Source organism: Pseudomonas sp. NPDC089547, from assembly GCF_050280665.1.
In the GTDB taxonomy this organism is placed as follows: Bacteria; Pseudomonadota; Gammaproteobacteria; order Pseudomonadales; family Pseudomonadaceae; genus Aquipseudomonas.
On record NZ_JBNNVS010000009.1, the window covers coordinates 160270 to 181896 of the forward strand.

At 62.4% G+C, this 21627-nt stretch carries 19 protein-coding genes; 4 read left to right on the plus strand and 15 right to left on the minus strand.

The window, feature by feature from the left end:
* The first annotated feature begins 163 nt into the window (after positions 1 to 163).
* The gene (argH, locus tag ACQKPZ_RS09215; RefSeq protein WP_427537092.1) at positions 164 to 1558 is read left to right on the plus strand and encodes an argininosuccinate lyase; all 1395 of its coding nucleotides are present in this window, start codon (positions 164 to 166) and stop codon (positions 1556 to 1558) included.
* 124 nt (positions 1559 to 1682) lie between these two features.
* Here the strand turns inward: argH and ACQKPZ_RS09220 are convergent, their stop codons facing one another.
* Positions 1683 to 2345 (minus strand): glutathione S-transferase, encoded by a 663-nt coding sequence (locus tag ACQKPZ_RS09220; RefSeq protein WP_427537094.1) that lies wholly within the window; start codon positions 2343 to 2345, stop codon positions 1683 to 1685.
* Positions 2346 to 2492: 147 nt separating this feature from the next.
* Between ACQKPZ_RS09220 and ACQKPZ_RS09225 the strand changes: the two genes are divergently transcribed.
* Together ACQKPZ_RS09225 and ACQKPZ_RS09230 are read left to right on the plus strand one after the other, a co-directional pair.
* A complete protein-coding gene (locus ACQKPZ_RS09225; RefSeq protein WP_391128666.1) occupies positions 2493 to 2795 on the plus strand; it encodes a hypothetical protein in 303 nt (100 codons plus the stop codon).
* A gap of 69 nt (positions 2796 to 2864) precedes the next feature.
* Positions 2865 to 3110 carry a TIGR02647 family protein gene (locus tag ACQKPZ_RS09230; protein WP_016714401.1) on the plus strand — a complete coding sequence of 82 codons (246 nt, stop codon included), beginning with the start codon at positions 2865 to 2867 and terminating at the stop codon, positions 3108 to 3110.
* Positions 3111 to 3263: 153 nt separating this feature from the next.
* Here the strand turns inward: ACQKPZ_RS09230 and ACQKPZ_RS09235 are convergent, their stop codons facing one another.
* The 8 genes from ACQKPZ_RS09235 to ACQKPZ_RS09270 form a co-directional block, all read right to left on the minus strand.
* The gene (locus ACQKPZ_RS09235; RefSeq protein WP_427537096.1) at positions 3264 to 5207 is read right to left on the minus strand and encodes an FTR1 family protein; all 1944 of its coding nucleotides are present in this window, start codon (positions 5205 to 5207) and stop codon (positions 3264 to 3266) included.
* A gap of 185 nt (positions 5208 to 5392) precedes the next feature.
* The gene (locus ACQKPZ_RS09240; protein ID WP_427537098.1) at positions 5393 to 6208 is read right to left on the minus strand and encodes an RHS repeat-associated core domain-containing protein; all 816 of its coding nucleotides are present in this window, start codon (positions 6206 to 6208) and stop codon (positions 5393 to 5395) included.
* A 125-nt stretch (positions 6209 to 6333) separates the two neighbouring features.
* Positions 6334 to 7752, minus strand: a complete 1419-nt coding sequence (locus tag ACQKPZ_RS09245; protein ID WP_427537100.1) for an efflux transporter outer membrane subunit — start codon at positions 7750 to 7752, stop codon at positions 6334 to 6336.
* Positions 7749 to 8624 (minus strand): efflux RND transporter periplasmic adaptor subunit, encoded by an 876-nt coding sequence (locus ACQKPZ_RS09250; RefSeq protein ID WP_391128681.1) that lies wholly within the window; start codon positions 8622 to 8624, stop codon positions 7749 to 7751. Before ACQKPZ_RS09250 ends, ACQKPZ_RS09245 begins: the two co-directional genes overlap by 4 nt.
* Positions 8621 to 8833 (minus strand): DUF1656 domain-containing protein, encoded by a 213-nt coding sequence (locus ACQKPZ_RS09255; protein WP_003255905.1) that lies wholly within the window; start codon positions 8831 to 8833, stop codon positions 8621 to 8623. Before ACQKPZ_RS09255 ends, ACQKPZ_RS09250 begins: the two co-directional genes overlap by 4 nt.
* Positions 8830 to 10917, minus strand: coding sequence for an FUSC family protein (locus ACQKPZ_RS09260; RefSeq protein WP_427537102.1), 2088 nt, complete (start codon positions 10915 to 10917; stop codon positions 8830 to 8832). The genes ACQKPZ_RS09255 and ACQKPZ_RS09260 overlap by 4 nt, the downstream gene beginning before the upstream one ends.
* Positions 10914 to 11366: a MarR family winged helix-turn-helix transcriptional regulator gene (locus ACQKPZ_RS09265; RefSeq protein ID WP_427537104.1), complete on the minus strand. Its 453-nt coding sequence runs from the start codon at positions 11364 to 11366 to the stop codon at positions 10914 to 10916. Before ACQKPZ_RS09265 ends, ACQKPZ_RS09260 begins: the two co-directional genes overlap by 4 nt.
* Positions 11367 to 11599: 233 nt before the next feature.
* A complete protein-coding gene (locus ACQKPZ_RS09270; RefSeq protein ID WP_427537106.1) occupies positions 11600 to 12394 on the minus strand; it encodes a tetratricopeptide repeat protein in 795 nt (264 codons plus the stop codon).
* Positions 12395 to 12601: 207 nt separating this feature from the next.
* Between ACQKPZ_RS09270 and ACQKPZ_RS09275 the strand changes: the two genes are divergently transcribed.
* Positions 12602 to 13159, plus strand: a complete 558-nt coding sequence (locus ACQKPZ_RS09275) for a WYL domain-containing protein (protein WP_427537108.1) — start codon at positions 12602 to 12604, stop codon at positions 13157 to 13159.
* A 121-nt stretch (positions 13160 to 13280) separates the two neighbouring features.
* On the opposite strand, the gene ACQKPZ_RS09280 is transcribed toward ACQKPZ_RS09275, so the two are convergent.
* The 6 genes from ACQKPZ_RS09280 to ACQKPZ_RS09305 form a co-directional block, all read right to left on the minus strand.
* On the minus strand, positions 13281 to 14144 hold the full coding sequence (locus ACQKPZ_RS09280) for an ABC transporter permease (protein WP_427537110.1): 864 nt from the start codon (positions 14142 to 14144) through the stop codon (positions 13281 to 13283).
* 14 nt (positions 14145 to 14158) lie between these two features.
* On the minus strand, positions 14159 to 15022 hold the full coding sequence (locus tag ACQKPZ_RS09285; RefSeq protein ID WP_427537112.1) for an ABC transporter ATP-binding protein: 864 nt from the start codon (positions 15020 to 15022) through the stop codon (positions 14159 to 14161).
* 6 nt (positions 15023 to 15028) lie between these two features.
* On the minus strand, positions 15029 to 16048 hold the full coding sequence (locus tag ACQKPZ_RS09290) for an ABC transporter substrate-binding protein (RefSeq protein WP_391128702.1): 1020 nt from the start codon (positions 16046 to 16048) through the stop codon (positions 15029 to 15031).
* Between the two features lie 17 nt (positions 16049 to 16065).
* A complete protein-coding gene (locus tag ACQKPZ_RS09295) occupies positions 16066 to 16965 on the minus strand; it encodes a TauD/TfdA dioxygenase family protein (RefSeq protein WP_391128704.1) in 900 nt (299 codons plus the stop codon).
* 196 nt (positions 16966 to 17161) lie between these two features.
* Positions 17162 to 17503, minus strand: a complete 342-nt coding sequence (locus ACQKPZ_RS09300) for a tryptophan synthase subunit beta (protein WP_427537118.1) — start codon at positions 17501 to 17503, stop codon at positions 17162 to 17164.
* Between the two features lie 321 nt (positions 17504 to 17824).
* The coding region (locus ACQKPZ_RS09305) for an immunoglobulin-like domain-containing protein (protein ID WP_427537114.1) at positions 17825 to 21627 on the minus strand (3803 nt) is incomplete at its 5' end.

A 21627-nucleotide genomic window follows, 5' to 3' on the forward strand; every position in this document is an offset into this window, starting at 1 on the left:
CTCTGTCCAACTGTAGACGGTCCGTGGAACACTGCCGTTCATTCCTTAAAATCCTTCTCTGCCGTTTTCCGGGCATTTCTCTCGACCGGTGCCCTGCGGCAGCCAGCCCAACCCTGCTATCATCGGCGCCACTTTTTCGTTCACGCCTGCAATGAGTGAATCCATGAGCACCGACAAGACCAATCAGTCCTGGGGCGGCCGCTTCAGTGAGCCCGTCGACGCCTTCGTCGCCCGTTTCACCGCCTCGGTCGATTTCGACAAGCGCCTGTACCGCCACGACATCATGGGTTCGATCGCCCATGCCACCATGCTGGCGCAGGTCGGCGTGCTCAGCGATGCCGAGCGCGACACCATCATCGATGGCCTGAGGACCATCCAGAGTGAAATCGAGGCCGGCAACTTCGACTGGCGCGTCGACCTCGAAGACGTGCACATGAACATCGAAGCACGCCTGACCGACCGTATCGGCATCACCGGCAAGAAGCTGCACACCGGCCGCAGCCGCAATGACCAGGTGGCCACCGATATCCGCCTGTGGCTGCGCGACGAAATCGACCTGATCCTGGCCGAAATCACCCGCCTGCAGCAGGGCTTGCTGGAGCAGGCAGAGCGGGAAGCCGAAACCATCATGCCTGGCTTCACCCACCTGCAGACTGCCCAGCCGGTCACGTTCGGCCACCACCTGCTGGCCTGGTTCGAAATGCTCAGCCGCGACTACGAGCGCCTGGTCGACTGCCGCAAGCGCACCAACCGCATGCCGCTGGGCAGCGCCGCGCTGGCCGGCACCACCTACCCGATCGACCGCGAACTCACCTGCAAGCTGCTGGGCTTCGAGGCCGTGGGCGGCAACTCGCTGGACGGCGTGTCGGACCGCGACTTCGCCATCGAATTCTGCGCCGCAGCCAGCGTGGCGATGATGCACCTGTCGCGCTTCTCCGAAGAGCTGGTGCTGTGGACCAGCGCGCAGTTCCAGTTCATCGACCTGCCTGATCGCTTCTGCACCGGCAGCTCGATCATGCCGCAGAAAAAGAACCCGGACGTGCCAGAGCTGGTACGTGGCAAGACCGGCCGTGTGTTCGGCGCCCTGACCGGCCTGCTGACCCTGATGAAAGGCCAGCCGCTGGCCTACAACAAGGACAACCAGGAAGACAAGGAGCCGCTGTTCGACGCCGCCGACACCCTGCGCGATTCGCTGCGTGCCTTTGCCGACATGATCCCGGCGATCAAGCCCAAGCACGCCATCATGCGTGAAGCGGCCCTGCGCGGTTTCTCCACCGCTACCGACCTTGCCGACTACCTGGTACGCCGTGGCCTGCCGTTCCGTGACTGCCACGAAATCGTTGGCCACGCGGTGAAGTATGGCGTGGATACCGGGAAGGACCTGGCCGAGATGAGCCTGGACGAGCTGCGCCAGTTCAGCGACCAGATCGAGCAGGACGTGTTTGCCGTGCTGACGCTGGAAGGGTCGGTGAATGCCCGTGACCACATTGGTGGTACGGCACCGGCGCAGGTGCGTGCCGCCGTTGTGCGTGGCAAAGGTCTGCTGGCTTCGCGTTAAGGCACATTGCGAGGGCTTCGCCCTCGTTCGCGGGTGAACCCGCTCCCACAGGCATTGCACCGGTTTCAAAAACTGTGCATTCCCTGTGGGAGCGGGTTTACCCGCGAATGGTCCAACACTGATCTCAGCGTTTGCCGCTGCGAATCATCTCCATGAAGGCCGGCATCGACGCCTCCTTGTCTGCCACGATCCGCGCCATGTGCGGGTTCTCGCCCATCAGTTGCAACAACGCCTTGCCCTGCGGGAAGTCTGCCAGGAAGTCGATGTTCAGTACCTTCTTGCCCACCGCGTAGGCCAGATCGACCGAGAAGCAGAACATCAGGTCTGCCAGTGTCAGTTGCTCGCCCGCTACATAAGGCGCGAAACGCCCGTTGCGCTTGAGGGTGGCAAAACCGGCCAGCAAATCGGCCCGGGCCTTCTCCTTGACCAGCGGCTCAACCGACATGCCGAAGAACGACTCGGCATAGCAGGTACGCGCCGGCAGCTCGATGTACAGCTCGATTTCCTTGAGCAGCTCACGCACTTTGGCCTGGCCGAACGGATCGGCTGGCAGCAGTGCCTTGCCGCCCTGGGTCTGCTCGATATAGTCGAGGATCACACTGGTTTCGCTGAGGAAACCGTGTTCGGTTTCAAGCACTGGCACCTTGCCGCGCGGGCTCACTGCCAGCGCCTGTGGCGCCTGGCCGCCATAGAATGCGACTTCCTCGAAGGGCAGGCCTTTTTCCAACAAGGCCAGCTTGAGCATGTTGTAGTAGTTGCTGACCGAGAATCCGTAAAGCTTGAGCATGAGGTAACAGCCTCCAGGCCGTAAGGGGTTGGCTCGGCTTTTATAGACCCATCGCCCGCCCCTGAACAGCGTCATGCACCCCGTCAATGCCCGGGCATTGCCGCCACGGGCATGGCACACTGTGTGTCCCACAACAGGAGTACCGCCATGAGCGAGCCCACCGACATCGACAATGACGACGACGAAGCCTTCGCCGAGGCGACGCTGACCCAGGCTATCGAGAACCAGATTGAGAGCGGCGATCCGGCCGCGGCCAAGGCCACTTTCAACAAGCTGACTTTGGTCGGCTACGAGCGTGAAGACATTCTCAACCTGATGGCCCATGTGCTGGCCTTCGAGGTTGACAACATGCTGAAGGAAGACCGCGAGTTCGACCGTGAGTGGTACGAGAACGCCCTGAGAGCGCTGCCGGAGCTGCCGCCTGAGATGGATCAAGGCGAGGACGAATAACCCGACTACACTCGAAGGTCAGGCACCGTTGACGGTGCCGCCATCCTTGTCTGGAAGTCAGGAGCTGCCATGCCTTTTACCCCCGATCTGATCGACGAACTGGAAGTACTCGCGCTGTTCAAACACGACAGCAGCCAGGAAGGCATCAAGATAACCAGCACCGCCGCCCCGGCCCTGATCGCGGCTGCGCAACGCCTGCATGAAAAAGGGCTGACCGATCAACCTGATGGCGGCTACCTGACCAGCCTGGGTCATGACGCCGTAGAAAGTGTCCAGCTGCTGCAGAACATTCTCAAGGCGCCACAACCGGCCTGAGTTCCCTTCGCGGTCTGCGTGTAGGAGCGGCCTTGTGTCGCGATCGGGCCGCAGAGCGGCCCCCACAATTTGTGCAGCGCGGCTGCAATCCTGGGGCCGCTTTGCGGCCCATCGCGACACAAGGCCGCTCCTACAGGGGACCGCGCAAGGCTTTCAATTTGCAGTAGCCCTGCGCTTCTCCGCCAGGCGCGAACGCCCGTACAAGAACATGATGGCCAGCAAGGCCACAGCCTGCGCCGACAACGAATACGCGTCGGCATGGATGCCCAGCCAGTCGAACTCGAAGAACGTCACCGGCCGCGTACCCAGCACCCCGGCTTCTTGCAGCGCCTTCACGCCATGCCCGGCGAACACCACCGACAGCGCGCACAGCAGCGCGGCGTTGATGCTGAAGAACAGCGAAAGCGGCAGCTTGGCCGAGCCACGCAGGATCACCCACGCCAACCCCACCAACAACACCAGTGCCGTGGCGCCACCCGCCAGCACCGCCTGGTGCCCGGCAGGGCCTGCCTGCAGCCACAGGGTTTCGTAGAACAGGATCACCTCGAACAGTTCGCGGTATACCGAGAAGAATGCCAGCAAGGCGAAGCCGAATCGCCCGCCACCGCTGACCAGGCTGCTCTTGATGTAGTTCTGCCAGGCAGCGGCGTGGCGTCGGTCGTGCATCCACACGCCGAGCCACAGCACCATCACTGCGGCAAACAATGCAGTGCACCCTTCCAACAGTTCCCGTTGAGCGCCGCCTACATCGATCACATATGCCGCCAGCGCCCAGGTGGCAAAGCCGGCAACCAGCGCCAGGCCCCAGCCGATATTGACGCTACGCACCGCCGACTGTTGCCCGGTGTTGCGCAAGAAGGCCAGGATCGCTGCCAGCACCAGAATCGCCTCAAGGCCTTCTCGCAGGAGGATCAGCAAGCCGGAGATAAAGCTCAGCGACCAGCTCAGGCCATCGCTGCCCAACAGCTTCGCGGCCTGGTCGAGCTTTGCCTTGGCCTCGGCCAACCGCTGCTCGGCCTGGGCCACAGGCAACCCGTCCTGCAACGATTGACGGTAGGCCATCAGGGATTTCTCGGTGTCCTTGCGCACCTGGGTGTCAATGTTGTCCAGCGAGCTTTCCACCAGCTCAAAGCCTTCCAGGTAGGCCGCTACCGACAGGTCGTAGGCTTGGTCGTGGTCACCTGCGCGGTAGGCCGCCAGGCTCTTGTCCAGGGTGCTGGCGGTGTACTCAAGCAATTGCGCCGGGCCGCGTTTGACCTGTGGCGGCTGGGCACGCTGGGCGCGGAACGCCTCCAAGGCCCCTGCCCCCTCGTTGGCAGCCACTTCCGCGGGTGTCTGGCGAGCCAGGTCGGCGATATTCCAGGTTTTGTCGCCTTTGCCGGCTTCCGGCTTGGCGGTGAAGCTGGCGATGTAGGCGGCTACATCCCAGCGCTGGCGGTCGTCCAGCTGGTCGGCAAACGATGGCATCTCGGTGTTGTCGATGCCCAGGGCCAAGGTGTTGTAGAGGTCGAACAAGCTCAACTGGTCAAGGCGTGCGACATTGCGCAGGTTGGCCGGGGCCGGCTCCAGGCCCACACCTGCCGGGCCATCGCCGGCGCCGGTGTCGCCGTGGCAGATCGAGCAGTTTTGCGCATACAGCGATGCGCCACGGGCCGGGTCAGGGGTGATAACCGGGGCCTGGCTGACCTCGTAGGCCACGGCCAGACGTGCGCCCAGCTGGCGGGCCTGCCTGGCGACTGCCGGTCCGTCCTGGCGCTGGTCGATGGCCTGGCGCAGCGCCTGGATACCCTGCCCGAGGGCTGCCTGCTCGGCATTGGCAGGCAGGTCTTTGACCAGATCGGCCAACACCGTGCTGAACTCCTGCTGCTCACGGTATTCGCTATCGTCGATCACCTTGCCGTCCTGCACGGTCGGCGGGTAGTCGGCGCCAATGTAGTCCAGCAAATGCAAAGCCTTGGTAGCCTCGACGGGGGCTTCGGCCAGCGCCGCATTACTACACAGCGCCAGCACCGGGCCGAGCAGTAAAGCCGACAGCCAGGCAAGCAGACAGGAACGGGTTTTCATGGCCAGTCTCGAAGGGAATGCGAAAGAGAACATTGTTCACTCCGACTTGGCTTCGCTCAAGGGTGCTGGGCGGATTTCATGAAAAATCTTGCAACAAAGATGAGGCGCTTGATGCCTTTGGTCGAGCATTGCCTAGGCGATCTTGCGCAGGGAGGCCGGGTACACTTCCCAGCCAGCTTCAGACTTGGCCGGGTGCTGGCCCTCGCCCGTCAGCAGTCTCATGTATGTCCACCTACCTGACGAATAATCGCTACCTTTCCCTCGATCTCGCCTGATACACGCTGCGCTTTGCTCAGTCGAACCTGAAAGTTATCAACTTTACTGTTGGACAGAAGCTTGTAGTTACTCGCACCCGCCAGCATTGCAGCGTCTTTGGGAGACATTCCAAAGTGATGTATCGCGTTCTGAAAAACATCAAATACTTTCTGCTCGGTCTCTGTCAAAACCTTGAAGCTCGCACCGGTTTTTTTTAGCTGCCATCCTTTGCTGGAGTCTGACGAGGTGCTGGAGCTCCATGAGATTTGTGAGCTGTACCGGGTGCTTCGTGCCGAACTTTGTGGTGATGGGGTAGAAGGCGTCAGAGATGCCGAGGAACCGGAAGCGCTTGAATTTGATCGAGATTTCGGCGGTGCACTTGCCTCAGGAGAGCTTGGCTTCTGAGGTGGCAAGGCTAACGTGTCAGGCCTTTTTGCCGGCTGCTGCAGCGCTCCCTGAGGGTGCTTTGCATGCCCTGTAGGGTCGCAGAAATTCACCGGGTCACACGACACATAGGCATAGCTATTCCACCCGCCTTCGCCGAACGGACTCCAACTGTCCGAGCTGTTGAACCGCATCAGTACTGGGCTGAAGGCGCGGTAGCCGGCGCCCAGCAGATAACATCCTGCCACTCGGTCGCGGGGCTGGCCATTGAAGCCCAGCGCCCGGATTGGCAGGGTCTCATCGAACCCGTACGGGGTATAGCCGGACTTTGAACAGGCGTAACCAGCCTGCCTGGCCGTGATGCCATTGGGTAAATTGCATTTAACTTTTTCCATGTTCCACCTGATTGGTTAAGTCAGGCAGAGCATGACAAGCGCTCGAAGGAGCACGTAACTAGTAGAGCTATGGGCTGGCAGGGGCCTGTCTTGAGGTTTTCAGTGCCCGTCGGCCCCCACCAACCTCAGTGCTTGGCGGTATCCTTCCACCCCCCACCCAACGCCAGGAACACCCCAATCTGCCCCATGGCTACCTGGCTATTGGCCGTTGCCAACTGCGCGCGCATGTCGGTATAAGTCCGCGTCGCCTGCAAGTCCGCCAGGAACGACTCACGCCCCGCCTGGTAATAGCGGTGGGTCTGGTCTGCCGCCTCCTTGGCCGATTTCTCCGCCTCGGCCAGCGCATCGCGCCGGTCCAGCAGGGCGCTGTATTGCGCCAGGCGGGTCTGGGTTTCGCGGACGGCGTTCAGCACGACCCCGTCGAAGCTGGCCAGGGCTGCCTGGGTCGAGGCCTCGGCCATGCGAATGCGGGCGCGTGTGCCGTTGGTGGGAATGCTCCAGCTGATCTGCGGGCCGAAACCCCAGCGGTTGGTCGACGGATCGCCAAGGTCGTCGACGATACCGATGGTACCCACCTGGGCACCGATACTGATATCCGGGTACAACGCGCCGGTCGCGACACCTATGTAGGCAGTGGCTGCAGCCAGCTGGCGCTCGGCCTGGCGCACGTCCGGGCGGCGCTTGAGCAACGCAGCGCCGTCGCCTACCGGGACCAGCTGGCTCAGGTGCGGCAGCTCGGCACAATCGGCGGTGCCGGCAGGCAGCTGGTCAACCGGCCTGGCCAGCAACGCAGCCAGGGTGTACATGCCGGTTTCACGCTCGGCCTTGAAGCGTGGTAGTTCGGCACGCAACGATTTGAACTGGGTCTGCGAGCGGGTGACCTGGGTTTCATCGCCACGGCCGGCATCACGCAGGCGCTGGTTGAGCTTTACGCTCTGCTCCTGCAAGTCGAGCGATTCGCGGGCGATGTGGTATTCCTCGTTGGCCGAGCACACTTGGGTATAGGCTTTGACCACGTCTGCCACCAAGGTGATGCGCGCGGTATCGGCAGCCGCCTGCACCGCATCGGCATTGGCTTTTGCGGCCTCGGTGCCGCGCTTGAAGGTGCCCCACAGGTCGAACTGGTAAGAAGCGCTGATGATGGCTTCACCAATGTTGGCCACTGGCACCTTCTCGGGCAGCAGGAATGCCTGGCCAGCCTCTTGCAGGCGCTGGGCACCAAGCTTGACGCCACCGTTGAAGCCACCCTGCGATTCGGCCACTTCGACCTGGGCGCGGGCCTTGGCGATATTGGCGGCGGCCACGCGCAGCTCGGTGTTGGCACTCAGGGCCTGGCGAACCAGTTCATTCAGCCGTTGATCCTGATACAGCTGCCACCAGTCCTCGGGTACCGGCGCCGAGACCACGCTGTCGGCATCCTTGCGCAGCGGGCCGTTGAGGTCGCTGCGTTGTACTGCCGCGTCCTTCGGCACTTCATAGTCGGGGCCCACCATCATGCAGGCCCCCAACGACAGGCACAGGCCGGCCAGGATCAGCTGTTTCATGGGTGCTGGCCCTCGATGATGGACACCGTGGCGGTACGCCCGGCGATCATGCGGAAGTCCTGCGGTACTTCATCGAAGGCGATGCGCACCGGAATACGCTGGGCCAGGCGCACCCAGCTGAACGCCGGGTTGACGTTGGGCAGCAGGTTGGCGCCGCTGCTGCGGTCGCGGTCTTCAATGCCGGCGGCAAAGCTCTGCACATGGCCACGCAGGCGGGTGTTGTCGCCCATCACGCGAATGTCCACGGCATCGCCAATCTGAATGCCACCCAGCTTGGTTTCCTCGAAGTAACCATCAACGTGGTACGAAGCGCTATCAACCACTGACAGCACCGGGCGACCAGCAGTGACGAACTCGTGATTACGCGGCGCACGGTCGTTGAGGTAGCCGTCTACCGGGCTACGCACCACCGAGCGGTCGAGGTTGAGCTGGGCGGTATCGACCGCCACCTGGGCCTCACTCACAGCCGAGCGGGCGCGGGCCTCGCGGGACTGGCTTTCTTCCAGTTGCTCGGCAGCCACCAGGTTGCCCAGCTTGCGGTTGCGCTGTGCCTCGCGTGAAGCCTGGGCCAGGGTTTCCTGGCGCTCGCCGAGGGTAGCCTTGGCCTGGCGCAGGGCCAGGGTGAAGCGGTCCTGGTCGATGGTAAACAGCACGTCGCCGCGCTTGACGGTCTGGTTGTCGCGCACCTCGACTTTCTGTATCAGCCCCGACACATCGGGGGCGATCTGGATCACGTCGGCGCGGATGTGGCCGTCGCGGGTCCAGGGAGCAAACATGTAGTACACCACCATCTGCCACACGAGCACGGCGGCGAAGGTCACTACCAGCAAGGTCAGGACCACACGGCCCAGGGTCAGCAAAGGTTTTTTCATGGCAGCATCAGGTTTCGGCAAAAGTGGTCCACCGCGCCAAGCAGCACGGCATACAGAGCAACGTTGAACAACGCCCGGTGCCAGACCAGGCGGTAGAAATGCAGGCGCACCAGCACCGCATGCACCCCCAAAAACAATAGGTAGGTGCCAAACATCATCACCAGCAGCGTGGGCAGGAACACCCCGCTGATATCCAGTTCACCAATCACAGGGGTGCTCCGTCGAGGCCGGGGGGCAGTTGCGGTTGTTCGGCGGGTTCGAGCATCACTTCCACACCCGGCAACAGCGCCAGGCGCAGGCCGCTCAGGGCATGCAGCAGGTGGGTGCGGGCATCGCCGCGCTCGTACAGCTCGTCCAGGTTCAGCGCCAGCCGCGCACGCTCCATGTTGCGCAATAGCGCGGCCGGGGCATGCAAGCGCTCACCGGCACGCAGGCAGGCGGCGTAGTGCGCACCGACTTCCTCGATCACCGTGGTCAGCCGCTCACGGGCCTGCTGGCCAGCGCGCGGCAGATAAGCCAGCAGGTCGAGCAGGTTCAGCCCGACGCGCAAGTCGCGCAGGGCTACGCCGCTGTCCTGGCCGGTTTGCGACAGGCGCGGCAGGTGCTGCATCAGGCGGTCGAGCATCTGCACGCCCACCTGGCGGTGCTCGGCCAGGGTGGCGGGTGCGGTCATTTCGACGATGTCGCGCCAGGCAAAGCGGGTCATGCGCTTGGCCGCCAGTTCTACGCCAAACGGGCGCATGACCAATGTCCAGATGAACGCGAACAGCAGGCCCACGGGGCCGGCCAGGTTGGAGTTGAGGAAGGTGAAGAAGTCGGCGTCGTAAGCGCCCTGGATGCTGATGAAGGTCGAGGTGTTGACGATGGTCAGCAACGTGCCCAGGTAGAAGCGCGGCTGCACGGTCAGGGTGCCGACGCAGATGAACGGCACGGCAAAGGCCAGCACCAGCATCGGGAAGTCGTGCAGGTTGGGCAGTACCAGGAACAGGTACAGGCTGGAGAAAATGACCGACAGCAGCGTCCAGAAGAAGAACCGGTAGATCTGCGGCGCCGGGTCATCCATGGCGGCAAAGAAGCTGCACGACACAGCGGCGAGGATTACCGCACTGGCGCCGTCGTTCCAGCCCAGGCCGATCCACAGGCCACAGGCCACAACGATCGCCAGTACGGTGGAGAGCACCGAGTAAAGCATCAGGCCGCGGTCGAAGAAGGCTGTCAGGCGGCCAAGGCGCCAGTGGCGGTACACCGCGCGCCAAGGCTTGGCGTCGTCGGTGCGCAGGGCGTGTTGCAGGGTGCAGCAGTCCTGCCAAAGGTCAGCCCACTCGGTCAGGCGATACAAGGCGTTGGATAGCAGCAGGTCGGCGCGTTGGTCCAGAGCGGCAGCGCCGGGCTGAAGGCGGCCGATCTGTTCGTGCAGCGCGGTCCAGCGCGCTACCGAAGCACTTTCGGCAGTGCCCTTGAGCCATTCGCGGGCCGCTTCAAGCACTGGCTGAAGCTGGGTGAACTGGGCCGGAGCGCGGCCTTCGAGGGCCACCAGGGCGTCGTCGAGGGCGTCGATCACCGGCAGCAGGTGAATCATGCGCCCACGTAACTCGCGGGCGTTTTTCAGCGTGTGCGGGCCGGCGCCTTCGTGGCCGAGCTGGCCGATCATCAGCTCCAGCGAGTTGAAGGTCCCGACCATCGCCCCGCGCATGCCACCGACCTTGTCGGCGCTGACTTCGCGGGCCAGGTAGGTATCGCTGTAGCGGATCGCTTCGGTGAACCAGCTACCCGTGGCGCCGACCACCACGGGGGCCAGACGTCGCGGCCAGAAAATGGCGCCGACCACTGCCGCGCAGACAATGCCAAGGCAGATTTCCTGGGCACGGGAAGACGCCACGTCGAATACCGCCAGCGGGTTATCCACAACCGCCAGGGCGATCATCGGCAAGGTGTAGCCGGCCAGCATCAGCACGTAGTTGTTGGCCGTGCGCAGGTTCAACGACAGGAACAGCAGGGTGCCGGTCCAGAGCGCAATGGCAATGCTCAGCAGCAGTGGCGACTGCACCAGCGGCGGCACCAGGAAAATTGCACCGCCGGCCCCCAGCAGCGTGCCTACGGCGCGGTACAGGGCCTTGGAGCTGGTCGGGCCGACGAACGGGCTGGAGACGATGTACACCGTGGCCATGGCCCAGTAGGGGCGCGGCAACTGCATGAGCAACGCGATGTACAAGGCGATCATGGAGGCGCCGAAGGTTCGCACGCCGTAGAACCAGTCGCGGGCCGGAGGTACCGAACTGAAGAAGCCGTTCATGCCACCCCGCCCGCACTGCCCAGGCCGGCAGCTTCGAAGGCGCGCAGCACGCGCAAAGTGGCTTCCAGGTCGGCCTGGTCGATTCCATTGAGCACATCGCGGCGCAGGCGCACCAGTTCGGCTTCGATCGCTTCGGCCAGGGTACGGCCTTCGGCGGTCAGGCTCAGGGCTTTGGCGCGGCGGTCCAGTGGGTCTTCGCTGCGGCATACCAGGCCGGCTTTACACAGTTGGTCGAGCAGGCGCACCAGTGATGGGCTTTCCAGGCCGGCGGCCTGGGCAACGGCTACCTGATGCACGCCATCGCCCAGGCGCACGATCATCAGCAGCGGCGCAGCGCAGGCTTCGGAAATGCCGTAACCGATCAGCGCGGTATGGCAGATGCGCCGCCAGTGGCGGGCGGCAACCACCATGCCACTGCTGACTTGCAGGCGCAGGAGATCAAGGGACATGAAGAGAACCAAGGATATTCATAGTTTGCTAACTATCAATATACGCCTTGCCCTCCCCCTGTCGTCAACAGGGGGCGACGGATAGCCTGGGTTAAATGTTGTTCATTATTTGCCTGTGCCGGCCTCTTCGCGGGCACGCCCGCTCCCACAGGTACTGCACAATTTCAGAGGCCTATGGTTTTCCTGTGGGAACGGGCGTGCCCGCGAAGAGGACGGCACAGGCGACTCAAAACTCAGGGTTGTATCTGGTCTTCCAGCTTCATGGTAAGGGCCAATGTGCTGCCCATCTGCACGGCCCGGTCCCGCCACTCCTCATAACGCACCGCGTCAGAGCTACTGAAATGCACCGCCAGTTCCTCCGCCGCCTGCACCACCCCTGCCGCTGCCGCCAGCTCCAACCAGTACAGCGCGGCCTTGAGGTCGGCTTCAACATACAACCCATGCATCAACCGGTAACCCACCTCGAAACGGCACCGGGCCTCACCGCGCTCAGCCCCGCGCATGAACCACTGGTAGGCCTGCACCAGGTCGACCTGCCAATCCTGGTCGCCATCGCACACCTCCTCCTCATACAGGTCTCCCAATGCCGCAGCCGCGTGCAGCATGCCCCGCTCGAAGGCTTGCCGGTAACACTCCGCCGCCTGGCTGTAGGAAGGGTCGATGCCTTTGCCAAAGTAGTGCTGCTGCCCAAGATTGAACCAGGCAGCGGCATTGCCTTGCAGGGCCGCCATGCGCAACAGGTGCCCAGCCAGCACGGTGTCGGCGCGCCAGTACTTGCCGTTGAGCCAGATCCAGCCGAGGTCATTCAGTGCTGCCACGCTGCCGTGCAGCGCCTGGCGGCGCAGGTCGGCATAAACCACCTGCAAGTCACTGGCCTCATCCAGGCGGTTGACCAGCAGCGAGCGCTGGCTGGGCAAGCCCACACCGGCAAACAGAGGCAGCCTCCGCCCGGCGGGAGCAGGTGGAGCGATCACCCGCTCGGGCAGAAGGCGGGCAAGCAGCGAATGGATATTGCTGGCAGCAGACATGTTCATCCTCATTGAACGGCGCACAACCCCAACCTTCGGCTGTGATGAGGCGTGATTTTGCGTGACGTCACGTCAAAACCTGTCGCGAACGATTCGGCACCAGGCAACCAAATGCGACTTCCTTGATCTGAGCAAGCTGTGGCCAATTGCCATGCCGCTCGCGTGCCGCCATCCTATTGCGGCAAGCCTAGACAAGGACGTTAACTTTTGCCGTTCGCCACCACCCGCGCCACCCTCAGCCGTCAGTGGGCGCTGCTACGCCAACTGCCCAGCCGCTCCCCGGGCATTACCAGCGCCGAGCTCGTGTGGGGCTTGCGTGACGTCGGTTTCAGCGTCAGCAAGCGCACGGTCGAACGCGACCTGAACGAGCTATCGCTGATCTTCCCATTAGAGCGCAATGACAAGAGCATCCCGTTCGGCTGGCACTGGTCGGCGAGTGCAGTGGGCGAGATGCGCGGCAATTTCGACTTGTTGACGCACCTGCGTGGTGATGCATTGCAACCGGCCAAGGGTGAGGGCGTGGGGCTTGTGGCGCGGATCAGCGATGCTTTGGCACGGCAGCTGCGGGATGCGCCGTTGAGTAGCGACATGCAGTTGACGGCGCTGGAGCATGGGCACCGGTTGCGGGCCACGGTGAGCGATGGCTGGCCGTTGCGATGGTGGCTGCTGAGCCATGGGGATGGCGTGGTGGTGGAGCAGCCTGCGGGGTTGCGCGAAGAGATTGGCAGGATCCTGAGCAATGCGGCGGCTCAGTACCTTGGTTGATAGCCTGTGCCGGCCTCTTCGCGGGCAAGCCCGCTCCCACAGGTAGTCCACAGGCCTTCAAGCTGGTTGCTTTCCTGTGGGAGCGGGCATGCCCGCGAAGAGGCTGACACAGGTTTACCTGCTAGCGCTGCATCCCCCACCGCCGCACGGTCAGCCGCTCCAGGGTGTTGAATACCAGCCCTTCCACCAGCAAACCGATCAGGATCACCACTGCCAACCCGGCAAATACCTTGTCGGTGTACAACTCGTTACGGTTCTGGAAGATGTACCAGCCCAACCCGCCTTTACCGCTGCTGGCACCAAACACCAGTTCGGCGGCGATCAGTGTGCGCCAGGCAAAGGCCCAGCCGATCTTCAGCCCCGACAGAATCGATGGCAAGGCAGCCGGCACGAGGATATGCAGCACCAGCCGCAGCCCTTTCAGGCCATAGTTGCGGCCCGCCATGCGCAGTGTTTCCGACACGCCGAGAAAGCCCGCATAGGTATTCAGCGCCAAGGCCCACAGCACCGAATGCACCAGCACGAAAATCAGGCTGTTGTCACCCAGCCCGAACCACAGCAAGGCCAGTGGCAACAGGGCAATCGCCGGCAACGGGTTGAACATGGAGGTCAACGTGCCCAGCAGGTCCCGCCCCAGTTGGGTCGACACCGCCAGGCTGGTCAGGCCGAAGGCCAGGATGATGCCCAGCACATAGCCCTTGAGCAGGATCACCAGCGAAACCCCGACCTTGGCCGGTAGCTCACCGCTGATCAGGCCGTCCCACAGGGCTGCGGCGGTTTGCAGGAAGCTGGGCAACAGCAAGTCGTTGTCCTGATAACGGGCGACGGCCTCCCACAGTACAGCGATCACCAGCAGGATCACCGCCTTGCGCAGCCAGCCTTGCTGCCACAGGCGCTGGGCCAATGGCAATTGTCGTTCCAGCGGCACACTGAGCAGGGGCTCCAGCTGCACCTCGTATTCCTGGCGTACAGGTGTAGTGGTCATGGCTGTAGCTCCTGTCAGTAGGCGATGCGGATATCGTTGAAGCCAAGGTCGTCGGGCTGCTCCGGGGCATCCGCCTCTTCGAACAGCAAACGGTGGATACGCCGGGCGCTGGCCTGGAAGTCGCTGCCACCCAGGCTGCCCAGGTCGTACTGATGGCTATGCACTTCGGCACGTACCCGCCCAGGGTGCGGCGACAGCAGCAAAATGCGGTTGCCGACCACCAGCGCCTCCTCGATGGAGTGGGTGACGAACAGCAAGGTGAAGCGCACCTCCTCCCACAACAGCAACAGTTCTTCCTGCATCTTGCGCCGTGTCAGCGCATCCAAAGCGGCGAACGGCTCATCCATCAGCAGGATCTTTGGCTGCGTGGCCAAGGCGCGGGCAATTGCCACGCGTGCCTTCATGCCGCCCGACAAGGTGTGGGGATAGGCATCGGCGAAGGCGGCCAGGCCGACCTTCTCCAGGTAATGCAGTGCCCGCTGCTCGGCTTCGGCGCGCTTGAGCTGGCCAGACACCAGCAGCGGGAACATCACGTTCTGCTTCACCGTTTTCCACGGCGGCAGCTGATCGAACTCCTGGAACACCACGATACGGTCGGGGCCTGGGCCGCGGACCTCCTGGCCCTGAAGCAGAATCTGCCCTTCCTGAGGCGGGATGAAACCGGCGACAGCCTTGAGCAAAGTGGACTTGCCGCAACCGGAGGGGCCGAGCAGCACAAAACGGTCGGCACGGTCGACTTCGAAGCTGACCTGGTGGGTGGCCCGCACCACGCGTTGCGCGGTACGGTACTCGAGGCTGAGGTTGTCCACCTTGAGCAAAGGCGGCGTTGCGACACGGCTCAGGTTGCTGGCCGTGTGGCCTGGCAATGGGGCGGTCATGATCGGTCAGCTCCCCTGCAACGGGCGTTCATCCTGGAAGAAGTAGTCCTTCCACGATTCCGGCTTGTGCTTGATTGCGCCTACCCGGTAGAGAAAATCGGCCAGCTTGTAGGTGTTCTTTGGCGTGACGGTGAATTCGTACTGCGGGTTGTCGATCAGCTTGATCAGCGCGTCGCGGTCGATCTTGGCCTTGGTCACACGGATGTAGGTATCGGCGGCAGCCGCCTTGTCTTTCTGGGCAAAGTCAGCGGCTTCGGCCAGGGCGTCAACGAAAGCCTTGTAGGTTTTAGGGTTGTCCTTGCGGAATTTCTCGGTGGCAAACAGCAAGGTCGGCGAGTTGGGGCCGAGCAGGTCGTAGCTGTTGAGCACCACGTGCACGTCCTTGTTGGCCAGTACCTGATCCTGGAACGGCGGGTTGGAGAAGTGCCCGTTCAGCTCGGTGCCGCCAGCCAGCAACGCGGCGGTGGCGTCCGGGTGCGGAACGGCGAGGGTGTACTTGTCGAGGCGGTTGTATTCCTTGTCGCCCCACTGCTGGGCGGCGGCATACTGCAGGAACCGCGACTGCACCGACACGCCTACCGCTGGCACGGCGATGCGGTCTTTGTCGGTGATGTCGGCGATGGTCTTCACGTTGGGGTTGCTGCTGACCAGGTAGTACGGGAAGTTGCCCAGCGAGGCCACGGCCTTCACGTTCTGCCGGCCCTTGGTGCGGTCCCACACGGTCAGCAGCGGGCCGACGCCAGCGCCGGCGATGTCCACCGAACCGGACAGCAGTGCGTCGTTGATGGCCGAACCACCCGACAGCTGCGCCCAGTCGACTTCGATGTCGATGCCCTGCTCCTTGCCGTGTTTTTCGATCAGGTGCTGGTCACGCACCACGTTCAGCAGCAGGTAAACGATGCCGAACTGCTCGGCAATACGAATCTTGCCTTCGGCCTGGGCCACGGCGGGGGCGGCCAGGCTGCCGACAACCAGGCTTGCGCCCAGGCCGATACTTGCCGCCAGGCGGCTGATGGATTTGCGCATGATGTTTTCCTCAGTCGTCAGAACGGGGCATCGCCCTGGATGGTGGTGCGGTACAGCTTGCGCCGCAGGTGCGCGGGGCAGCCGGCGGCCAGGTGGATCAGAGAGCGGTTGTCCCAGAACACCAGGTCGTGGGGCTGCCATTGGTGGCGGTAGATGTTCTGCTCCAGCACACTCAGGGCGTAGAGTTGTTGCAGCACGTCGCGGCTTTCGTCGTCTGGCAGGCCGACGATGCGGGTGGTGAAGCCTTCACTGACGAACAGCGCTTTGCGGCCGTTTTCCGGGTGGGTGCGGACCACCGGGTGGATGACTTCCTTTACCTGCGCCAGTTGCTCGGCCGTCAGGGTCGGGCGCCAGTTACCTTCGAACTTGGTCTCGGCGTAGCGGGCGGTGTAGGAGTGAGCGGCACCGCGGCCTTCGACGACTTTGCGCAGGGCGTCAGGTACGGCATCCCAGGCTTTGTGCATGTCGGCGAACAGGGTGTCGCCGCCTTCGCTGGGTAGCTCCTGGGCATGCAGCATGGAACCGAGGCTGGGCAGTTCCTTGTACGAAAGGTCCGAATGCCAGAACTTGCCGGCATCACCCAGGCCGATGTTCTGGCCATTCTCGACGATGTTGGAAACGATCAGGATCTCGGGGTGGCCGGTCAGCAGGAACTGCTTGAGCACATGGATCTGCAATTCACCGAAGCGGCGGCTGAAGGCGATTTGCTGTTCCGGGCTGATGCGCTGGTCGCGGAACACCAGCACATGGTGGTCGAGGTGGGCGCGATGGATACGGGTAAAATCCTCGGCGTTGACCGGTTTGGCCAGGTCCAGGCCGATGATCTCGGCGCCTACGGCACCAGAGAACGGGCGGATTTCAAACACTTGCGGCTGGGCGCTGTCGATGGTCGACAAGGCGTTCGAGGCGGCTGACATTATTCACTCCCACGCAGTGCGCGACTTCAATGGCGCGCAACGATCAGAAACGCACGGGGTTTTCCCGTGTGGGTTCAAGTCGTGCGGCGCATCGATTGGTCGACGGGTACGCAGTGGTGTGACTATAAAGTCATAAGAGCGATATTTTAAATACCTTTAATGAATAACCATAGCACTGGGCTTTGAGTAGCCAGGATCAGATCAGCCCGCCATGCTCTTCTTCATCGATGAGGTTGTTCAGGCTGCTGAGCGCCTTGCGCGCAGTGGAGCGGTTGAGCAGCTTGGCCTGGGCACCTGGGGGCAGGTCGGTGATCTTGAATACACCCTTGGCGGCCAGCACGTCGATCAAGTCTTCAAGTACGCGGATCATGTCCAGATCGCTTTGCTTGAGCTGGTTGAGGCTGTTTTCCACGACGTCATCGGCAAACCATTCCTGGACGTCGGCATGGTCAGCGGGGAGCATTTCGGTGAACTGGTCAAAAGCGGCTGCTTCTACCCGCAGCAACTGGCCCGCGGCGTCGCGTTGCACGTAGAACATGGCGGTGTCCCTCGTCACGTTGTTTCCTTGTTGGTAGACAGCAGCATAGGCAAAGATCGCCGGGCGCGCAGGCCGGGCGCAAGAGTATGCGCTGTCGGAAGATGGCAGGAAAGAGCCGGTGTGCCTACCGCCTGGCTGACGCGCTCTCTGTAGGAGCGGCCTTGTGTCGCGAAAGGGCCGCAGAGCGGCCCCGCGGTTTCAGCGTCAACGCCGAAATCGCCGGGGCTGCTTTGCAGCCCTTTCGCGACACAAGGCCGCTCCTACAGGGGACCGCATCAGTCGGGCAAAGGCCGCGCCTGTCAGGCACGGCCCACTCGCACATCAGCTGTCTTTGTTGTGGATGATGATGGTCGGGTCAGCACCGCTGATCAACGAGTTGATCGTGGTGTTGGACCAGTTCACCCCTTCCAGCTTGATGGTCACGTCGGCGTTGGCGACACCACCTTCGGCGTTCAGCTTGCCTTCGCTGCTGACTTGCAGCGTAGTCGTGCCTTCCACCGTGGTGAGCTTCAGGTAGTTGTCGATGGTGCTGCCCTTCTCGCCCTGGAGCAGGTCCTTCAGGTCGATGCGGTCACCTTCGGCCACTTTGAAGTCCTTGATCACGTCGTTGCCGTAGTCGCCAGCCTTCCAGACGAAGGTGTCGGCACCGCTACCACCGATCAGGATGTCGTTACCCAGGCCACCGATCAGGGTGTCATTGCCAGTACCGCCCAACAGGATGTCGTTACCTTTTCCACCATCGAGCGTGTCGTTACCGCCTTGCCCGAAGAGGATGTCGTTGCCATTGCCGCCCGACAGGATGTCGTTGCCATCGTTGGCACCGGAGATATCGAACTCGTTGTAGTGCTCGGTGATGTACTGGTGCACATTGCCGGTGGTGACGGCACTGACTTCCACACCGCTCTTCTGCGCAACGTAGGTCTGCAGGGCCTGGTAGCCCTCGCTGACAACACCGTTGAGGGTGATCAGGTCGCCGAAGATGATGTCGTTGCCGTTACCGCCATCGACCGTATCGGCACCTGGCAGGGTCGCCTCGGAGTGACCGAGAATCGCCTTGGCCAGGTCGGACGGGTCGATGTTGGTTTGTGGCTTGCCAGCAGTGTCATAAGCTTTCAGGTCGTTCAGTGTGACATCGCTGTTCAGGCCAATCGCCTGCACCTTGCTCAGACCGCTGGTTTTATCACCCAGTACGGTAAAGCTCGCACTGGACCCTGCCGCCGAGTAGTAATAGTTCCAGGATTCAGCGTAGCCAGTACCGGCCAGGTCGGACAGCTCGTATGTACCATCACCCTGGGCATGGATAGTACCCAGTTCGTTGGTCGAGTCCAGGCGACCGTTACTCTTGTAGGTATAGAGCGTGACCGTCCCGTTGCTGCTGATTTCCAGCTTGTGGGTGCTGTCGACCATGGTGCTGAACGAGTCGCCAAGCTTGTAGTTGTTGACGTTGACGACATCATCCAGGTACTTGCCACCCGTCCACAGGCGAGGATTGGACGATTCCCCGTTCTGGTAGTACGTCGGTTTACCGTCGGTGATGAAGTAGGTCAGGTTCTCCGCACCCGTGTTGCTGGTGGCCATGGTGCTCTTGAAGAAGTTGGCCGTGGCCTTGAAGGCATCTTCATAGTTGGTACCACCGCCGCTGGCCATCGAGGTCAATACGCTCTGCAGCTTGCTCAGGGCATTAGGGTCGGCAAGGTTCACCGCCACGTTCTGCTTGACCTGGGTGTCGAAGTCGACCAGGAAGATATTGACCGTGCCCGAGGTATCGGAGCCCAGGCTGGCTTTGAGGGTATTGAATACCGAGGCCAGCTGCGTCTTCGCATCGGAAATCGATTTGTCGCTCATGCTGCCCGAGCTGTCGACAATGAAGGCAATGTTGTAGTTCTTGCCCTGGACCACGTTCAGGCCCGACACGTCGGCGACGATGATGTCGTTGCCCTCGCTACCGGACAGCGTGTCATTACCCGAGGTACCCACGCTGGCCTTGTAGGTCGCGGCGTACACGGTCACCGGGATGTTGCCGGTGGTGATGGCCGAACCGCCCAGGCTTTCGGTGGCAGTCGAGGTGACCGTGATGTCGAACGAGCCTTTGTAGTAAGCCGGCGGGGTCAGTGTCAGGCCGCTGAGTTTCCAGCCAGTCACATCCACCGGCGTGCTGCCGACAGTCACGGTATGGCCGGCGCCATCGCTCAGCACGGTCCCTTTCGGAATACCGCTGAGGGTCACGGCGAGCGTCTCGGAGCCGTCGGTGTCGGTCAGGGCAGTATTGATACCGACCAGTTTGACCGAGCCACCTTCCGGTCCTTCGTTTAGCTTGTAGCCGTCGTAGTAGCTCTGGCCGTTCACGGTGTGCAGGTCGGACACGCCCAGGCCGGCGTTGGCCATCTCGGTCACGTTCTGGTACATCTTGACGTTCGAGCTGCTCAGGTCGGTGACGGCACCCGAACCCACCTGGATGTTCAGGTCATAGCTTCCAGGACCGGACTGGTTGGCGTGGTACACCTCGATCGGGTAGTAGCCGCTGGTGGTCGGGGTGAAGCTGCCCGAAACCGCGCCACCCGCGCCCCAGGTAGCAGTGACCACAGTCTTGCCGCCGATGGTGACCACGAAGCTGTCATCGGCAGTACCGCTGAAGGTGTAGGTCTTGCCGGCTTCCAGGTAGATCAGGCCCGAGGTTTTCGAGCCGCTGCCACCTGCGACGCTGGCATCCGACTGAACGTTGGTGGTGGTGCTGCTGGAGTTGGCGTTGCCAGAGTTGGCAAACACTGTCTTCAGCTCCTCACCGGTAATACCGTTACCGCCAGTACCCAGGTTTTTCAGGGTCGTCCAGACTTCCTTGGTCAGGCCTTTGGACTCGATTTCGGCGCTGCCGAAGCTCAGGGTCGGTTTGTCGGCAACCGGGCTGATGTCGACCTTCATGGTCACTTCACTGCCCAGGTTGGTGCCGTCGTTCGGCTTGAACTTGAACTGCGCGTAGTCGGCCTGCTGATTGCCCACGCCGTTGCCACCATAGTTGTCCGCGCCCGACTGATTGAGAGCCGGGACGAACTTCAGGTTCTTGGCAGTAATGTCCGCTTGGCTGATCACCTGGTTGACGGTCACGTTCACCCACGCAGTACCGTTGTAGAACTGCAGGCTACCAGCGGCCGGGAGCGAGGTAATGGTCACGGACAGGCCGGTGTTGCCATCAGCATCGGTGGTTTTGAAATCGCTCCAGGCAAACACGTAGTCAGTGTCTTCCACGCCAAACACCGCACCGCCAGGCGAAACCGGCAGGTGGTCGTTGTCCAGGATGGCAGTAGTCACGCTCGACTTGGTGCTGTCGACCTGCAGGTTCTCGAAGGTGCCGCCGGTGGCGGTCTCGATCTTCACGGTGAAGTTCTCGGTACCTTCGACCAGTTTGTCGTCGATGGTAGCGATGTTGAACGTGGTGCCGGTGCTGTTGGCCGGGATCTTCACGGTGGTGACACCGGTGAAGTCCTCACCATTCTTGGCGGTGCCGCTGTAGCTGAGCGTGATGGTGACTTCGGACTTGGACGCGTTGCTCAGGGTCAGCGTGTACTGGCCGGTTTCGCCTTCAGTCAGCGAAGTGGTGCCGGTGATGCCGACCGTGGTGACGTCGCCCTGGTTGCCGGTGCCTGGAGTACCCGAGCCTGGCTCGTCGGTGACGGTGGTGGTGACCGAAGTCTTGTCCAGCGTCAGTTGCTCGAACTTGCCGACATCAGTGCCGCTGACCGAGGCGATCGACTTCACGACCGGGTCGTTGGCGCCCACGTACGGGTTGTCCGACGCAGTCACGGTGGCAGTACCCACAGTGCCGTTGGCCGGCACGGTGATGGTGGTCTTGCCATCGTTCAGCGTGAAGGTCAGGGCCGAGTGGTTGTTGATCGGCAGGCCGTCTTTGTTGGTCAGCGTCACGGTGTAGGTGATCACGCCGCCTTCGGTGACCGAAGGGGTGGCGGTCAGCTTGGCGATCACTTCGTCGGTGGTGTCGGTGACGGTGACCTTCGCCGCGTCGCCCAGCTGCAGGTTCTCGAACGGACGGTTGCCGATGTCGGCGGCCGACTTGATGCCCAGGCTGATTTCACCGCCGTCTTTGTAGACGTCGTCGCCTTGGGCAGCAT

Coding starts and splice junctions, on each gene's coding strand:
- ACQKPZ_RS09245 (WP_427537100.1), bottom strand. CDS start 7,752: ATGAAACAGCTGATCCTGGCCGGCCTGTGCCTGTCGTTGGGGGCCTGC.
- ACQKPZ_RS09290 (WP_391128702.1), bottom strand. CDS start 16,048: ATGCGCAAATCCATCAGCCGCCTGGCGGCAAGTATCGGCCTGGGCGCA.
- ACQKPZ_RS09225 (WP_391128666.1), top strand. CDS start 2,493: ATGAGCGAGCCCACCGACATCGACAATGACGACGACGAAGCCTTCGCC.
- ACQKPZ_RS09230 (WP_016714401.1), top strand. CDS start 2,865: ATGCCTTTTACCCCCGATCTGATCGACGAACTGGAAGTACTCGCGCTG.
- ACQKPZ_RS09240 (WP_427537098.1), bottom strand. CDS start 6,208: ATGGAAAAAGTTAAATGCAATTTACCCAATGGCATCACGGCCAGGCAG.
- ACQKPZ_RS09250 (WP_391128681.1), bottom strand. CDS start 8,624: ATGAAAAAACCTTTGCTGACCCTGGGCCGTGTGGTCCTGACCTTGCTG.
- ACQKPZ_RS09235 (WP_427537096.1), bottom strand. CDS start 5,207: ATGTTCTCTTTCGCATTCCCTTCGAGACTGGCCATGAAAACCCGTTCC.
- ACQKPZ_RS09270 (WP_427537106.1), bottom strand. CDS start 12,394: ATGTCTGCTGCCAGCAATATCCATTCGCTGCTTGCCCGCCTTCTGCCC.
- ACQKPZ_RS09285 (WP_427537112.1), bottom strand. CDS start 15,022: ATGACCGCCCCATTGCCAGGCCACACGGCCAGCAACCTGAGCCGTGTC.
- ACQKPZ_RS09220 (WP_427537094.1), bottom strand. CDS start 2,345: ATGCTCAAGCTTTACGGATTCTCGGTCAGCAACTACTACAACATGCTC.
- ACQKPZ_RS09300 (WP_427537118.1), bottom strand. CDS start 17,503: ATGTTCTACGTGCAACGCGACGCCGCGGGCCAGTTGCTGCGGGTAGAA.
- argH (WP_427537092.1), top strand. CDS start 164: ATGAGCACCGACAAGACCAATCAGTCCTGGGGCGGCCGCTTCAGTGAG.
- ACQKPZ_RS09265 (WP_427537104.1), bottom strand. CDS start 11,366: ATGTCCCTTGATCTCCTGCGCCTGCAAGTCAGCAGTGGCATGGTGGTT.
- ACQKPZ_RS09295 (WP_391128704.1), bottom strand. CDS start 16,965: ATGTCAGCCGCCTCGAACGCCTTGTCGACCATCGACAGCGCCCAGCCG.
- ACQKPZ_RS09280 (WP_427537110.1), bottom strand. CDS start 14,144: ATGACCACTACACCTGTACGCCAGGAATACGAGGTGCAGCTGGAGCCC.
- ACQKPZ_RS09260 (WP_427537102.1), bottom strand. CDS start 10,917: ATGAACGGCTTCTTCAGTTCGGTACCTCCGGCCCGCGACTGGTTCTAC.